This window comes from Sphingomonas morindae, from assembly GCF_023822065.1.
Taxonomy (GTDB): Bacteria; Pseudomonadota; Alphaproteobacteria; order Sphingomonadales; family Sphingomonadaceae; genus Solisphingomonas; species Solisphingomonas morindae.
This window is the reverse complement of record NZ_CP084930.1, coordinates 1,380,001-1,393,969: the sequence shown is the minus strand read 5'-3', so window position 1 is coordinate 1,393,969 and position 13,969 is coordinate 1,380,001. Positions and strand designations below refer to the sequence as shown.

Sequence of the window (13,969 nt, the reverse complement as noted above, 5' to 3'; positions counted from 1 at the left end):
AGAATAGGTGCCGAGATGGCCGTCCCCAAGCGAAAGACCTCGCCCTCGCGGCGCAACATGCGTCGCAGCCACCACGCGCTGACCGTGGAGTCCTTCCAGGAATGCCCGAATTGCGGCGAGCTGAAGCGTCCGCACAATCTGTGCAACGCCTGCGGCCACTATAACGGGCGCGAGATCGTCTCGGTCGAAGCCTGATCGGCGTCACTGCGAAAGGACGGGGCGTGGACACGCCGCGAATCGCCATCGACGCGATGGGCGGAGATCGTGGCGCGGCCATCATGCTCGCCGGGGTCTCCCGGGCGCTGAGCGCCGATCCGTCCTTGCGCTTCCTGCTGGTCGGCGACGAGCCGGCGATCCGGGCCGAGCTTGATCGGCACCGGTCGCTCGCGCACGCCTGCGAGATCGAACACGCGCCCGACCGCATCCTGGGCGACGACAAGCCGAGCCAGGCGATCCGGCGCGCCAAGACCAGCTCGATGGGGCTCGCCATCGCCGCCGTGAAGGAGGGGCGCGCCAGCGCCGCCGTGTCCGCCGGCAATACCGGCGCGCTGATGGCCATGGCCAAGCTCGCGCTCAGGACGATGCCGGGGATCGATCGGCCCGCGCTCGCCGCGCTGCTGCCGACCTTCGGCGCCAACGACGTGGTGATGCTCGATCTCGGCGCCAATACCGAGTGCGACGCCCGCAATCTGATCGAGTTCGCGCTGATGGGCGCGGCCTATGCGCGCACCGCGATGGAATTGCCGACGCCTCGCGTGGCGCTGCTCAATATCGGCACGGAAGAGCTGAAGGGCACCGAGGAGCTGAAGGACGCCGCCGCCGCGCTGCGCGCCGCCGGCCCGCTGCCGCTCAGCTTCAGCGGCTTCATCGAGGGCGACCGGCTTTCGCGCGGCGAGGTCGATGTCATCGTGTCGGATGGCTTTTCGGGCAATATTGCGCTCAAGACGGCGGAAGGCACGGCGCGGTTCGTCACCGATCTGCTGCGCCGCTCCTTCACCAGTTCGCTCCGCTCCAAGCTGGGCTTCCTGCTGTCGCGGCCGGCGCTGCACCTGCTCAAGGTGCATCTGGATCCGAATAACCATAATGGTGCCATTTTTCTGGGGCTTAATGGCATTGTCGTGAAGAGCCATGGCGGCGCCGACGCCAAGGGCGTGGCCAATGCGGTGGCGCTCGCGGCCAAGCTCGCGCGCGAGGATCTCGTGCGGCGCATCGCGCGCGATCTGGATGTCTACCGCGCCGCCACCCCCAGCGAGGCGATCCCCGCGCAATGACCGACGCCCTGATTCGCCGCGCCGTGCTGAGTGGAACCGGATCGGCGCTGCCGGCGCGGCGGGTGACCAATGCGGAACTGGCGCAGCGGGTGGACACGAGCGACGAGTGGATCGTCGAGCGCACCGGCATCAGCGCGCGCTACATCGCCGGCGAGGGCGAGACCACGGCGACGCTGGGCGCCGAGGCCGCGCGGGCCGCGCTGGCGGCGGCGGGGCTGGCGCCCGAGTCGATCGATCTGATCGTGCTGGCCACCGCCACGCCGGACCAGACCTTCCCGGCCACCGCCACCAAGGTGCAGACCTTGCTCGGCATCGACGATTGCGTCGCGTTCGACGTGGCGGCGGTCTGCTCGGGCTTTCTCTACGCGCTGACGGTGGCCGACAGCATGATTCGCGGCGGCGGCTTCCGTCACGCGCTGGTGATCGGCGCCGAGACGTTCAGCCGCATCCTCGATTGGGAGGACCGCGCCACCTGCGTGCTGTTCGGCGACGGCGCGGGCGCGGTGGTGCTTTCGGCGGCGATGGAGCCGGCCGACCCCGCCGAGGCGCGCGGCGTGCTCGCCACCCGGCTGCACGCCGATGGCCGGCACAATGGCCTGCTCTATGTCGATGGCGGCCCGTCCACCACCGGGACGGTGGGCAAGCTGCGGATGAAGGGACGCGAGGTGTTCCGGCACGCGGTCGTCAATCTCGCCGCCGTGCTGGGCGAGGTGCTGGACGAGATCGGCCTTGCCGCCGACGCGATCGACTGGCTGGTGCCGCATCAGGCCAATGCCCGGATCCTTGAGGCAACCGCCCGGAAACTCGCGCTTTCGCCGGATCGGGTGGTGATGACGGTGGATCGCCACGCCAACACCTCGGCCGCCTCGGTGCCGCTGGCGCTGGACGCGGCGGTGCGCGACGGGCGCGTGCAGCCGGGCCAGATCCTCGCGCTGGAGGCGATGGGCGGCGGCTTCACCTGGGGCGCCGCGATCATACGATATTGATAGTCTTACGGTCTTTTCATCCCGGAAATCCCCGCGTTAAAAGCTAATCTCCGTAACCAGGGGGAAGGGTGTGGCAGAAGTTGGAACGCTGACACGGGCGGACATCGCCGATCGTATTCATTCCGAAGTGGGCCTGTCGCGGGCCGATTCGGCCGGGATGGTGGAGCGCGTGCTCGCCCATATGTGCGAAGCCCTGGCCAAGGGCGAGAATGTGAAAATCTCGGGATTCGGCACCTTCGTGCTGCGCGACAAGGGCGAGCGGGTGGGCCGCAATCCCAAGACCGGCGTCGAGGTGCCGATCGCGCCGCGCCGCGTGCTTACCTTCCGCGCCTCCACCATGTTGCGGGATCGGATCGCGCGCGCGGGCTGAGCGTTGCGAGGGACGTGACCAAGTCTGACACGGCCTTCAAAACCATCGGTGAGGTGTCGGCGGCGCTGGGTGTGCCCCAGCATGTGCTGCGCTATTGGGAAACCCGGTTCCCGCAGCTCAAGCCGCTGACCCGCGCCGGCAACCGCCGCTACTACCGGCCCGAGGACGTGGCGCTGGCGCGCCATATCCAGTCGCTGCTGGGCGAGCAGGGCTATACGGTGCGCGGCGTGCAGAAGCTGCTCGCCGACGCGCCCGCCCCGCCCACGCTTACGCCTACGTCTGCGCCCGCGCCGGAGGGTGGCGGCGCCGGCGCCAACGGGCATGCGGCGACCGCTCCACCCGCGCCGTCCGCGTCCGCCGCTCCGCAGCCGGGCTCGCCCGCGTCCGCCGCGCCCGATCCGCTGCTCGACGAGCTGCGCGCGATTCGCGATCTGCTCGCGGGCCTGCTCGCGGACGAGCCGAGCGGGGCCAGCATATCTTAACCCCTGCGCCTTAGGCCGGGCGCATGATCGCCCGCCTTTTCCGCGCCGTGGAGGCGCGTCGCCATCGCTGGACGGCGCGCCGGGTGCTGGCCGCGCCGCCGATCGCCGCGCGTGACGATGGCGTGCTGCTCTTCTCCATGATCGGCACGCGGGTGGTGCTGCCCTATCTGGTGGCCGTGAAATCGCTCCATGCCGCGCTCGGCCGCGGGCGGGTGGTGCTGCTCGACGATGGCAGCCTCACCGCCGCCGATCGCGCGCTGCTGGACCGGCAGTGCGGCGGCGCGGAGATAGTCCCGATCGCCGCGGTGGCGCGCGGCGCGTGCCCGCAGGGCGGCTGCTGGGAGCGGCTGCTGGCGCTGCTCGGCCGCACCGGCGACCATTATGTCGTCCAGCTCGATTCGGACACGGTGACGCTCGGGCCGGTGCCGGAGGTGGCGGCGGCGATCGCCGCCAATCGCAGCTTCACCCTGCTCGGCGATGCCGGGGTGGAGCGGCACGGCCTGCTCGATTTGCCCGGCTTTCTGGCCGCCTATCATCCGCAGGGCGGGGTCGATCCGCGCGGGCCGGCGCATGTCCAGCGCGCGATCGAGAGCAATTGGGATCGCCTGCCCGATTGGCGCGACGCGCGCTATGTGCGGGGCTGCGCGGGCTTTGCCGGCTTCGCGCGGGGCGGCTTCGGCGCCGAGGCGGCGGAGCGGTTCAGCCGCGCCGCCGAGGCGGTGGTCGGCGCGGCGAGCTGGGCGCGCTGGGGCAGCGAGCAGGTCGCTTCCAATTTCCTGATCGCCAACAGCGCCGATCCCGTGCTGCTGCCCTATGCCCGCTACAGCAATTACTGGGCCGAGCCGGTCGCGCCGGACGCGCGCTTCCTCCATTTCGTCGGCACCCACCGCTATGCGCGCGGCGAATATCGCCGCCGCACCGCCGCCGCGATCGCCGCGCTCAGCTGCTCCCCAGAACGTTGACGGTGAAGGCGACCACGCCGAGATTGAAGACGAAGGCGGCGAGGCAGTGGAAGACCACCACGATGCGCATCTTGGTGGTGGTGAGCTGGGTGTCCGATGTCTGGAAGGTCATGCCGAGCGTGAAGGCGAAATAGAGGAAATCCCAGTAGCCGGGCTCCTGCGTCTTGGGAAAGTCGAGCCCGCCGAGATCCTCCTCGCTGCCATCCCCGTCGGTATCGCCCTGGCTGTAGTAGATGTGCGCGTAATGCAGCGCATAGACGGTGTTGGCGAACAGCCAGGCACAGGCGAGCGTGGCGATCAGCAGCGTGATGGTGGCCGGGCGCAGGCCGTGGCGATCGGCCAGCTCGGAGCCGATCGCGATCAGGATGACCAGCGTGACGGACACGGTGATCGCCAGCAGCAGCGCGCGATTGGCATCGTTGGCGGCGGCGTGGGCGCGCATCCCCTTGGGCCGGCCATCGCGGAACAGCGGCCAGAGCGAGAGCAGGAACAGCGCCGCGCTGGCATCGAACGCCGCCATCACCGCATGCCGGCCGCCCATCCACGGCGTGAGCAGCGGCGCCAGCACCACCAGCTGCGCGAAGAAGACGAGGAAGCGCGCGGGGGCGATGCGATTGCCGAGCGAGGAGGGGGATGCCATGGCGGCGAGCATAGGCGGCGGCGCGGCCGGCGCATGTGACAATTTCGTCAGGAGTTGGACGATGGCCTGGGTGCTGCTCATCATCGGGGGGCTGGGCGAAGTCGGCTTCACCACCTGCCTGCGCTTCGTGGATGGGTTCCGCAATATCGGCTGGACCGCCGGCTTCCTCGCCTCGGTGACGCTGAGCATGGGCGCGCTGGAATGGGCGGCGCGCACCATCCCGATGGGCACCGCCTATGCGGTGTGGGGCGGGATCGGCGCGCTGGGCACGGTGCTGGTGGGCGCGCTCTGCTTCGGCGAACCGCTGGGCGCCGCGCGGATGGCGCTGATCGCGGGCCTGATCGCCTGCGTCGCGGGGCTGCGCCTGGCGGGCTGAGGTGGCGGCGCGCGCGCCGCGGGGCCGCCCGCGCGCCGGCACAGGCGCGCGGGCGGGGTGGATCAGGCCTTGGGGGCGAGCAGCTTGTCGAGGCCGCCCTCGCCCTTGCCGGTCTTTTCCAGATGCGGGTAGCGCAGGCCGCCCGCATAAGGGATGTCGATCGTGCGGACCTGATCATTCTGCAGGATCACGAAGCGGATTGGCGCCTTGCTGGTCTGCGCCGCGACGATCGCCACCTTGAGCTGGTCGTCGTCATAGCTGTGGCCGTTCACCGCCAGCAGCTTGGTGCCCTGGGTGAGGCCGGCCTTGAAGGCGGGGCTATCCCAGGCGACCGAGGCGAGCCGGCCCTCGCGGCCCACGGCGAACCCGATCGAGTAGCTGAAATCCTTCATCTTGCGGCGGGTTTCGCCGGCCTTCCAGGCCGCCCCCGGCGTATCGGTATAGACGAGCTTATAGCCGCCGCGCGTGATCCAATCGAGCGGCGCCTGATCGCGCACCGCATAGATGCGCTCCTTCAGGAAGCTCGCCCAATCATAGGGCATGACCTTGTTGAGCGTATCGACGACATCCTCGAAGCGATAGGTGAGCACGCCCCAATCGCCATCGCGCATGCCGAAGAAGAGCCGTGCGAAATCGTCGAGCGATTTCTTGCCCCCGGTCTTCTCGCGGATCAGCTGGTCCGCATCGAGCCACACCAGCTTGCCGGCCTCGTAATAATCTTCCGACCATTGATAGTTGCGCCAGCCGAGCGGGCGGCGCTGCGACATGGTGGGATCATTGGTGGTATCCACCACCGTGCGCCACGTCTTGGCGGGCGAGTTCTGGTAATAGGCGGCGGTGGCGGCGAGCTGATCCAGCGTATCGGCCTTGCTGACGAGGCCCGAGCGCGCCTGGAGGATATAGCCCCAATATTGGGTCTGGCCCTCATAGACCCAGAGCAGGCTGTCGCCCATGGGCTGGCGGTAATCGGGCGTCCAGAGATCGGCGCCGCGCCGGAATTTGCCGTCCCAGCTATGGGTATATTCGTGCGGCAGCAGGTTGCGATCGCGGATCGCGCCATCCCAATCGGTGAAATAATCGCCGTCGACGCCGTCTTCCGAGGAGCGGTGATGCTCCAGCCCCTGGCCGCCCATCGTGTCGGACAGCCAGAAGAGGAAGTCGTAATGATCGTAATGCTCGGCGCCGAACAGCTTGCGCGCCTGCACGACCAGCTCCTTATGCGGCTTGAGCTGCTCCGGCTTGATCACCAGCTGGTCCGGGCGATCGGCGATGATGTTCAGATTGACCTTGGGCGAGAGCGGCTCGGACCGGGCATAGCGGCCGGCCATGGCGGGCGAATCGACCAGCGTCTCGTAATCCACCGTGGGATAGGCGACCTTGTCGCCCGACAGGCCCGGGATCAGCGCGCTCGCCGACTTCCAGCCGGCGGGGTAGGAGACGCTTGGGCTCACCAGGATGCGGCGGACGAAATGGCCCGCCGGGTAGAGCGACATGGCGCTCCAATCCAGGTTGAGCATGTCCGGGGTCATCACCAGCCCGCCCTGATTGTCATCGGTCGGCGAGAGATAGTCGAACACGGCCTCGACGCTCGTCACGCCCGCGGGCACGTCGAGATGGAAGGCATAGACATCGTATTTGTCGCGCGTCCACGGGATGACCTGGCCGTTGCCGGTGAAGCGCAGCCCCGCCAGCTTGGAGATCGGCCCGGTGGGGCTGTGGGTGCCGGGGATCCATTGCGGGTAGAGCAGCACCAGCGGCCCGGCGGCGGCGACGGGGATCGTCTCGCGCACCTTGAAGATGCCCTGGCTGGTGTCGCTGGCGTCGACCGCCAGGCGGATGGTGCCGGGATAGGGCGTATCCTGCGCCGCCGGGATCGTATCCGGGATCGGCAGCGGCTGGGGCAGGCTGTTGGTGGCGGGCTGTTGGGCCGCGAGCGGCGCGGCGAGAGCGAAGAGCGCGGCGCTGGCGAGCGCACGGGCGAAGCGGGTCATCTGTCGGGGGTCTCCCTGGCGGTTATCAGCCAGGGATGCCGTCCGCCGCGCCCCAGGTCCAGAGCGCGGCGGTCAGATTTCACATATTTCGGATTCTACATATAGCGGCGCGCCGGGCGCCGGATCAGAGTTGCTTCACGCCGGCGTCGGTGCCGTGTTCGGCGCGCTTCTTGGCGGCCAGTTCGATCGCCTCGACGACGATGCGGCGCGCTTCCTCGGCATCGCCCCACGAGCCGACGCGCACCCACTTCTTCGGCTCGAGATCCTTGTAGTGGGTGAAGAAATGCTCGATCTGCTGCATCACGATCTCGGGCAGATCGTTACGCTCGCCGACCTTGGAATAATAAGGGAAGGTGGCGTCCGCCGGCACGGCGAGCAGCTTCTCGTCGCCGCCGGCCTCGTCCTCGAGCTTGAGCACGGCGACCGGCCGCACGCGCACCACCGAGCCCGGGATGAAGGGCGAGCGCGCGACGACGAGCGCGTCGAGCGGGTCGCCATCGGGCGAGAGGGTGTGCGGCACGAAGCCGTAATTGGCCGGGTAGCGCATCGGCGTGTGGAGGATCCGGTCGACGAACAGCGCGCCGGACTTCTTGTCGAACTCATATTTCACCGGCTCGCCGCCGACCGGCACCTCGATGATGACGTTGAGCTCGTGGGGCGGGTTGGTCCCGATGGGGATGAGATCGATGTTCATAGCGCTGCCGGACATAGCTTGCCGGGCGGGGGCCGGACAAGCGGCTCTTTTGTGCATGTGCGAAGCTATTTTCCCGTTCCATATTTTCCTTTAGGACGCCGCCGCTATGAGCCGGGCCGATATTCCCCACCCCATTCGTGGCACGCAGGATCTGCTGGGCGAGGCGGTACGCCGGCACCAGGCCGTGACGACCGCCTTCGCCCAGGTTTCGCGCCTCTACGGTTTCGCGCCGGTGGCGGTGCCGGTGATCGAGCAAACCGCGGTTTTCGCCCGCTCCATCGGCGAAACCACCGACGTCGTCTCCAAGGAGATGTACAGCTTCACTGATCGCGGGGGCGACTCCATCACGCTGCGGCCGGAATTCACCGCCGGCCTCGCGCGCGCCTTTCTGAGCGAAGGCTGGCAGCAATTCGTGCCGCTCAAGCTCGCCACGCACGGCCCGGTCTTCCGCTATGAGCGTCCCCAAAAGGGACGCTACCGGCAATTTCATCAGATCGACGCCGAGATCATCGGCGCGGCCGAGCCGCAGGCGGACATCGAGCTGCTCGCTATGGCCGATCAGTTGCTGCGCACGCTCGGCATCGCGGGGGTGACGCTGGAGCTCAACACGCTCGGCGACCAGCCGACCCGCGATGCCTGGCGCGCGGCGCTGGTCGCCCATTTCGCCGCGCATCGCGACCAGCTTTCGGAGGAGAGCCTGGTCCGGCTGGAGAAGAACCCGCTGCGCATCCTCGATTCCAAGGACCCGCGCGACCGCCCCGTGGCGGACTCGGCGCCCGGTATCGACGGCTTCCTGACTGACGAGGCGGCGCTCTTCTTCGAGACGGTGACGCGCGGGCTGGACGCGGCCGGTGTCGCCTGGACGCGCAATGCGCGGCTGGTGCGCGGGCTCGATTATTATCGCCATACCGCCTTTGAGTTCGTGACCGATCGGCTGGGCGCGCAGGGCACGGTGCTGGCGGGCGGCCGCTATGACGGGCTGATCGAGGCGCTGGGTGGCCCGGCCACGCCGGGCGTCGGCTGGGCGGCGGGGATCGAGCGGCTGGCGATGCTGATCGACGCGCCGGCCGCGCCGGGGATCGACGTGGCGGTGGTGCCGATGGGCGCGGCGGGCGAGGCGGCGGCGGGCGGCATCCTCGCCGCGCTGCGCCGCGCGGGTCTGGCCTGCGACATGGCGTATAAGGGCAATATGAAGCGGCGCATGCAGAAGGCGGACGCCGCCGGCGCGCGCTTCGCCGTCATCCTCGGCGAGGACGAGCTGGCGCGCGGCGAGGCGGCGGTGAAACGGCTCGACACCGGCGAGCAGGCGGCGGTGCCGCTGGATCGCCTGGCCGAATGGGTCGGGCTCGAGACGCGCGGCTGATGGTTACGATCACGTCGGAGCGGATCGCCGCGATCGAGGCGCGGCGCGACGAGCTGGCCGCCGCCATGGCGCGCGGCGACCTCGCCGCCGAGCAATTCGTTCAGCTGTCGCGCGATTATGCCGAGATCGAGCCGGTCGCGGTGGCCGCCGCCGAGGTGCGCCGGCTGCGCGCCGAGCTGGCGGTGCTGGCCGGCATGGACGGCGATCCCGATCCCGAGATCCGCGCCATGGCGGCCGAGGAAGCGGCGGCGCTGCGCGAGCGCCTGCCCGATGCCGAGCGCCAGCTCGCGCTCAGCCTGTTGCCGCGCGACGCGGCGGACCAGCGTTCGGCCATACTCGAGATCCGCGCCGGGACCGGGGGCGACGAGGCCGCCCTGTTCGCGGGCGATCTGTTCCGCATGTATGGCCGCTATGCCGAGCAGCATGGCTGGCGGGTGGAGCTGATCTCGGCCAGCGCGGCCGAGCTGGGCGGCTTCAAGGAAGTGGTCGCCAGCGTCACCGGCCAGGGCGTGTTCGCCCGGCTGAAGTTCGAGAGCGGGGTGCACCGCGTGCAGCGCGTGCCCGTGACCGAGAGCGGCGGCCGCATCCACACCTCGGCGGCGACGGTGGCGGTGCTGCCCGAGGCCGAGGATGTGGACGTGCAGATCGACGACAAGGATCTGCGCATCGATGTGTTCCGCTCGTCCGGGCCGGGCGGCCAATCGGTCAACACCACCGATTCCGCGGTGCGCATCACCCATCTGCCCTCGGGCCTGGTGGTGAGCCAGCAGGACGAGAAGAGCCAGCACAAGAACAAGGCCAAGGCGATGAAGGTGCTGCGCGCACGGCTGTACGAGCTGGAGCGCGAGCGGCTCGCCTCCGAGCGGGCCGGCGCGCGCCGCTCCATGGTCGGTTCGGGCGATCGCTCGGAGCGGATCCGCACCTATAATTTTCCCCAGGGCCGCGTGACCGATCATCGCATCGGCCTCACCCTCCACCGCCTTCCCGAAATCCTGGAGGGGCAGATGGACGAGCTGATCGGCGCGCTCATCGCCGAGGACGAGGCGGGCCGGCTCGCCGCGCTGGATGCCGGCTGAGGGGCGCCGCGCCGCACTGCGCCGCGCCGCCGCCCAGCTCGCCGCATGCAGCGCCACGCCCCGGCTCGACGCCGAGCTGCTGATGGCCGACGCGCTCGGCATCGAGCGCGAGACGCTGCTCCTCGGCGCGGACGGACCGGTGCCCGACGGCTTCGCCGCGCGGCTCGCCCGGCGCGCCGCCGGCGAGCCGATCGCCTATATCGTGGGCGGCCGCGATTTCTGGGACATGCACCTGGCGGTGGGGCCGGGCGTGCTGATCCCGCGGCCGGACAGCGAGACGCTGATCGAAGCCGCGATCGCGCATTTCGCGGGAAGCGCCGGGCCGCGCACCATCCTCGATCTCGGCACCGGCTCGGGCGCGCTGCTGCTGGCGGCGCTGCGCCACTGGCCGGCCGCGCGCGGCGTCGGGATCGATCGCGCCGAGGCGGCGCTCGCCACCGCCGCCGCCAATGCCGCCGCGCTCGGCCTCTCCGCGCGCGCCGAGATCCGCGCCGGCGACTGGAGCGGCACGGGCGATCGGTTCGATCTCATCCTGTGCAACCCGCCCTATATCGGCACGGGCGAGACCCTGCCCCGCGACGTGGTGGAGCATGAGCCGCACGGCGCGCTGTTCGCCGGGGAAGACGGGCTGGACGCCTATCGCGCGCTGCTGCCGCTGCTCCCGGCGCAGCTGGCGCCGGCCGGGGTCGCCTGCGTGGAAATCGGCTGGTCCCAAGCGGATGCCGTGGCGGCGCTGGCGCGGGCGCAGGGCCTGAGCGTGGCGGTGCGTCACGATCTCGCCGGACATGCCCGCTGCCTTGCCATCACAGGTTGATTTTCGCGAGAATGTGCTTGGTTTCGTAACCTTCCCACACTACATGGGGCATCGGGGGTCAGCGAGTGGCCGATGTCTGCGCGAGGTGTTTTTCGCGCACATGGCGCGCCCCGACCCCAAGCCGTAGCCTTTGGCGGCCGCCACCCCGGCGGGACGCGGGCTGGGAGTTCCGGCTCCCGGATGGCCCTGCGCACGCTGTGCGATCGGCGAAACCGACCGTCCGGATGTTCCGGAGGGTGAGCCGGAGGGGATTTCCGGCAGGAGCGGTGAGCTTAGTCCACCAGTGACGAGGACCAGCAGACGTTGATCAACAATCGGCAGAACGGCCGCCGCCGTGGCCGCGGCGGCCCGCAGGTGCGTAACGGCGCGGGTAATGGCTCGGACCGGGGCAATCGGATCGATAACCGGGCGCGCGGCAACGCCGCCCAGCTTCACGAGAAGTACAAGAATCTCGCGCGCGACGCCCAGATGCAGGGCGATCGCGTGATGACCGAATATTATCTGCAGTTCGCCGATCATTATTTCCGCGTTCTGGGCGAGAGCCGGCAGCGCTTCGAGGAGCAGAACCAGCAGCGCCGTCCGCGCGACGATTTCGATTATGACGATGGCGATCGCGACGATAATGACGGCGAGGAGGGCGAGTTCGAGCGGCCCGCGCCGGCGCGCCGCGAACCCCGCGCCGATCGTCGCTACGAGCCGGCACCGGAGCCCGTCGCCGCGCCGGCGGCCAATGGCGCCGAGGCGCCGATCGCCGCCGACACGAGCGAGGAAGGCGAGGCGCGTCGCAACCGCCGTGGCCGCCGCAGCCGTCGCCCCGAGGGCGGCGACGAGCAGCCCCGGCTCGAGATGGACCGGTTGCCGCCCGCTTTCTCCGAGGCCGAGCCGCAGACGCCGCCGCTCGCCAACGGCCATGCCGCCGCCGAGGCGCCCGGCGAGGGCGGGGACGAGCCTGCGCCCAAGAAGCGCCGTACCCGCCGCGTGGTGAAGGAGGGTGGCGACAGCGTCGCCGCCGCCTGAGCCGCCGCGCCCGCGCTCCGGCGCGGAAGCGAATTCAGACGCCGTCGTCCCAGCCGGGACGGCGGCGTTTGCGCGTCGGGCGTTCGGGAGTGAAGACCGCGCCGGCGGCGGCGTCGTGCCCGCTGCCCGAGGAGAGGAAGGCGAGGCTCATCAGGCCGGTGCCCACCAGCACCGTGAAGAAGACGCCGAGCGCGGTGGCGATCGCCTCGTGCAGATGCAGCGGCCCGCTCGCGCGCAGCACCCCCAGCGCGACCAGCACGCAGACCAGGGCGAGCGCGGTCATGCCGCGCATGATGCGGCGATAGCGCGCCCAGGCCGCCTGGCTCGCGATGCCGGGCCGTGGCGGGGCAGGTTCAGGATCGGCCATGGCTTTCCTTCCGTCGCCATACATGGGATCATCGCCGCGCCGGCGCCAGACCGGTGGACGAGAGGAGGCGGCGATGACGGTCGCAGCGATTTTGGAGCGGAAAGGCAAGTCCATCCTATCGGCGCGTGCCGATGAGCGCGTCGCCGAGGTGGTGGCGCGGCTGGCCGAGCAGCGGATCGGCGCGATGCCGGTGCTGGACGAGGTCGGCCGGGTGAGCGGCATCATCTCGGAACGCGATATCATCTATGGCCTGGCGCGCGAGGGCGCCGCCCTGCTCGCGCGCAGCGTGGGCGAGGTGATGACGAGCCCGGTGGTGACGGTAAGCCCCACCACGCCCTTGCTTTCGGCGCTGGCGGTGATGACCAACCGCCGCATCCGGCACCTGCCCGTGATCGAGGGGGAGGCGCTGGTCGGCTTCATCTCGATCGGCGATCTGGTCAAGCTGCGGATCGACCGGATCGAGGCCGAAGCCGAGGCGATGCGTCACTATATCGCGGGCAATTAGGCGGCGCGCCGGTCGCGCGGGCGCTCAGGCCGCCGCGCCGCGCCCGCGCACCATGGCGAAGGCGGTCCTCACCACCGGCCGCGCCACCAGCCAGGCGAGCGCGCCATAGCTCAGGACGCCCAACGCCACGAGCAGGCCCAGCCTCGGCCAGGGCCCGAGCGCGGGCAGCAGCCGATCGGCCAGCGCCACCGCGAGCCCCATCAGCGTCGCCGCCAGCAACGGCGGCAGGATCTGCGCGCCCAGCCGGCGCGCCGGCAGCGCCAGCACCGGCAGCGACAAATAGGTGGAGATGGCGAGCAGCACCGGCATCGTCGCCAGCCACGCCGCCGCCATGCCGACCGGCCCGAAGCGCACGCCGACCAGAAAGGCGAGCGGCAGCAGCACCGCGCCGGCCGCGGTGGCGCGCGCGGCAATGCCGGGGCGGCCCAGCGCGTTGGTCGCGGGCGGGTAGAGGATGTGCAGCGTCACAAAGGGCATGGCGAGCGCGAGCACGCGCACGATCGGGATCGCGTCCGCCCAGCGCGGGCCCATCACCGCCAGGATCAGCGGCGCCGCCGTCGCCGCCAGCCCGGCATAGCAGGGCAGCGCCACCAGCATGATCGCGCCCGCCGCGCGCGCGAAACTCTCCCCCACCGCGCCCTGCTCGGCCTGGAGCCGGGCATAGCTGGGAAAGGCGACCTCGTTGAGCGCGGGCACGAACTTGTTGACGAGAAGCTGGGTGAGGAACAGGCCCTCGGAATAGCAGCCGAGCGCCGCCGCGCCGAAATGCCGGCCGGCGATCACGATATCGGCTTGGTTCTGGACGAACCAGAGAATGTCGCTCACCAGCACCGTGCCGCCATAGGCGAGCAGATCGCCCGCGCCGGCGATGGCGAAGCGCGGGCGGATCCACCAGCGGCCGAGCAGCCCCAGCATCAGCGCGCGCGTTCCGAACAGGGCGAGCGGCGCCGCGACCAGCGTCCAGACGCCGAACCCGGCGAGCGCACACAGCGGCGCGGTGATCGCGCCCGCCGCCGCCGCCACCAGATTGGCGCGGCCCTGGGTGCGGAAGTCGA

At 70.2% G+C, this 13,969-nt stretch carries 17 protein-coding genes (1 of these 17 cut by a window edge); 12 read left to right on the top strand and 5 right to left on the bottom strand.

The window, feature by feature from the left end; genetic code table 11:
* Positions 1 to 15: 15 nt before the first annotated feature.
* From rpmF to LHA26_RS06730, 6 genes are all read left to right on the top strand, one after another.
* Positions 16 to 195 carry a 50S ribosomal protein L32 gene (rpmF, locus tag LHA26_RS06755; protein ID WP_252167954.1) on the top strand — a complete coding sequence of 60 codons (180 nt, stop codon included), beginning with the start codon at positions 16 to 18 and terminating at the stop codon, positions 193 to 195.
* Between the two features lie 26 nt (positions 196 to 221).
* Positions 222 to 1,271 carry a phosphate acyltransferase PlsX gene (gene plsX / locus LHA26_RS06750; RefSeq protein WP_302898050.1) on the top strand — a complete coding sequence of 350 codons (1,050 nt, stop codon included), beginning with the start codon at positions 222 to 224 and terminating at the stop codon, positions 1,269 to 1,271.
* A gap of 8 nt (positions 1,272 to 1,279) precedes the next feature.
* A complete protein-coding gene (locus LHA26_RS06745) occupies positions 1,280 to 2,257 on the top strand; it encodes a beta-ketoacyl-ACP synthase III (protein WP_302898070.1) in 978 nt (325 codons plus the stop codon).
* Positions 2,258 to 2,327: 70 nt separating this feature from the next.
* Complete coding sequence (locus LHA26_RS06740; RefSeq protein ID WP_252167952.1) at positions 2,328 to 2,627, top strand: integration host factor subunit alpha; 300 nt, start codon at positions 2,328 to 2,330, stop codon at positions 2,625 to 2,627.
* Between the two features lie 14 nt (positions 2,628 to 2,641).
* Complete coding sequence (locus LHA26_RS20250) at positions 2,642 to 3,109, top strand: MerR family transcriptional regulator (protein WP_437441237.1); 468 nt, start codon at positions 2,642 to 2,644, stop codon at positions 3,107 to 3,109.
* Between the two features lie 23 nt (positions 3,110 to 3,132).
* Positions 3,133 to 4,071, top strand: a complete 939-nt coding sequence (locus LHA26_RS06730; RefSeq protein ID WP_252167951.1) for a hypothetical protein — start codon at positions 3,133 to 3,135, stop codon at positions 4,069 to 4,071.
* Here the strand turns inward: LHA26_RS06730 and LHA26_RS06725 are convergent.
* Positions 4,049 to 4,711: a DUF1345 domain-containing protein gene (locus LHA26_RS06725; RefSeq protein ID WP_252167950.1), complete on the bottom strand. Its 663-nt coding sequence runs from the start codon at positions 4,709 to 4,711 to the stop codon at positions 4,049 to 4,051. The genes LHA26_RS06730 and LHA26_RS06725 overlap by 23 nt on opposite strands.
* Between LHA26_RS06725 and LHA26_RS06720 the strand changes: the two genes are divergently transcribed.
* Positions 4,710 to 5,087 (top strand): DMT family transporter, encoded by a 378-nt coding sequence (locus LHA26_RS06720; RefSeq protein ID WP_367890742.1) that lies wholly within the window; start codon positions 4,710 to 4,712, stop codon positions 5,085 to 5,087. The two genes, LHA26_RS06725 and LHA26_RS06720, sit on opposite strands and share 2 nt — an antisense overlap.
* Positions 5,088 to 5,149: 62 nt before the next feature.
* Here the strand turns inward: LHA26_RS06720 and LHA26_RS06715 are convergent, their stop codons facing one another.
* Both LHA26_RS06715 and ppa read right to left on the bottom strand, forming a co-directional pair.
* The gene (locus LHA26_RS06715) at positions 5,150 to 7,078 is read right to left on the bottom strand and encodes a M61 family metallopeptidase (protein ID WP_252167949.1); all 1,929 of its coding nucleotides are present in this window, start codon (positions 7,076 to 7,078) and stop codon (positions 5,150 to 5,152) included.
* A gap of 124 nt (positions 7,079 to 7,202) precedes the next feature.
* Positions 7,203 to 7,772, bottom strand: coding sequence for an inorganic diphosphatase (ppa, locus tag LHA26_RS06710; RefSeq protein WP_252167948.1), 570 nt, complete (start codon positions 7,770 to 7,772; stop codon positions 7,203 to 7,205).
* 106 nt (positions 7,773 to 7,878) lie between these two features.
* On the opposite strand from ppa, the gene hisS reads away from it, so the two are divergent.
* The 4 genes from hisS to LHA26_RS06690 all read left to right on the top strand — a co-directional run bounded on the left by hisS (position 7,879) and on the right by LHA26_RS06690 (position 12,042).
* Positions 7,879 to 9,135: a histidine--tRNA ligase gene (hisS, locus tag LHA26_RS06705; protein WP_252167947.1), complete on the top strand. Its 1,257-nt coding sequence runs from the start codon at positions 7,879 to 7,881 to the stop codon at positions 9,133 to 9,135.
* A complete protein-coding gene (gene prfA, locus LHA26_RS06700) occupies positions 9,135 to 10,211 on the top strand; it encodes a peptide chain release factor 1 (protein ID WP_252167946.1) in 1,077 nt (358 codons plus the stop codon). The genes hisS and prfA overlap by 1 nt, the downstream gene beginning before the upstream one ends.
* Positions 10,201 to 11,025, top strand: a complete 825-nt coding sequence (gene prmC / locus LHA26_RS06695) for a peptide chain release factor N(5)-glutamine methyltransferase (protein WP_252167945.1) — start codon at positions 10,201 to 10,203, stop codon at positions 11,023 to 11,025. The genes prfA and prmC overlap by 11 nt, the downstream gene beginning before the upstream one ends.
* 303 nt (positions 11,026 to 11,328) lie before the next feature.
* Positions 11,329 to 12,042 (top strand): DUF4167 domain-containing protein, encoded by a 714-nt coding sequence (locus LHA26_RS06690; RefSeq protein ID WP_252167944.1) that lies wholly within the window; start codon positions 11,329 to 11,331, stop codon positions 12,040 to 12,042.
* 34 nt (positions 12,043 to 12,076) lie between these two features.
* Here LHA26_RS06690 and LHA26_RS06685 read toward each other — a convergent pair whose 3' ends face one another.
* The gene (locus LHA26_RS06685; RefSeq protein ID WP_252167943.1) at positions 12,077 to 12,409 is read right to left on the bottom strand and encodes a hypothetical protein; all 333 of its coding nucleotides are present in this window, start codon (positions 12,407 to 12,409) and stop codon (positions 12,077 to 12,079) included.
* A 73-nt stretch (positions 12,410 to 12,482) separates the two neighbouring features.
* On the opposite strand from LHA26_RS06685, the gene LHA26_RS06680 reads away from it, so the two are divergent.
* Entirely contained in the window at positions 12,483 to 12,914 is a 432-nt protein-coding gene (locus LHA26_RS06680; RefSeq protein ID WP_252167942.1) for a CBS domain-containing protein, read from the top strand.
* A gap of 24 nt (positions 12,915 to 12,938) precedes the next feature.
* Here the strand turns inward: LHA26_RS06680 and LHA26_RS06675 are convergent, their stop codons facing one another.
* Positions 12,939 to 13,969, bottom strand: the 3' portion of a protein-coding gene (locus LHA26_RS06675) for a lipopolysaccharide biosynthesis protein (RefSeq protein WP_252167941.1). Its footprint extends 451 nt past the window's final position; 1,031 of the gene's 1,482 nt are visible here — the last part of the coding sequence; its start codon lies beyond the right edge, outside the window; the stop codon is at positions 12,939 to 12,941.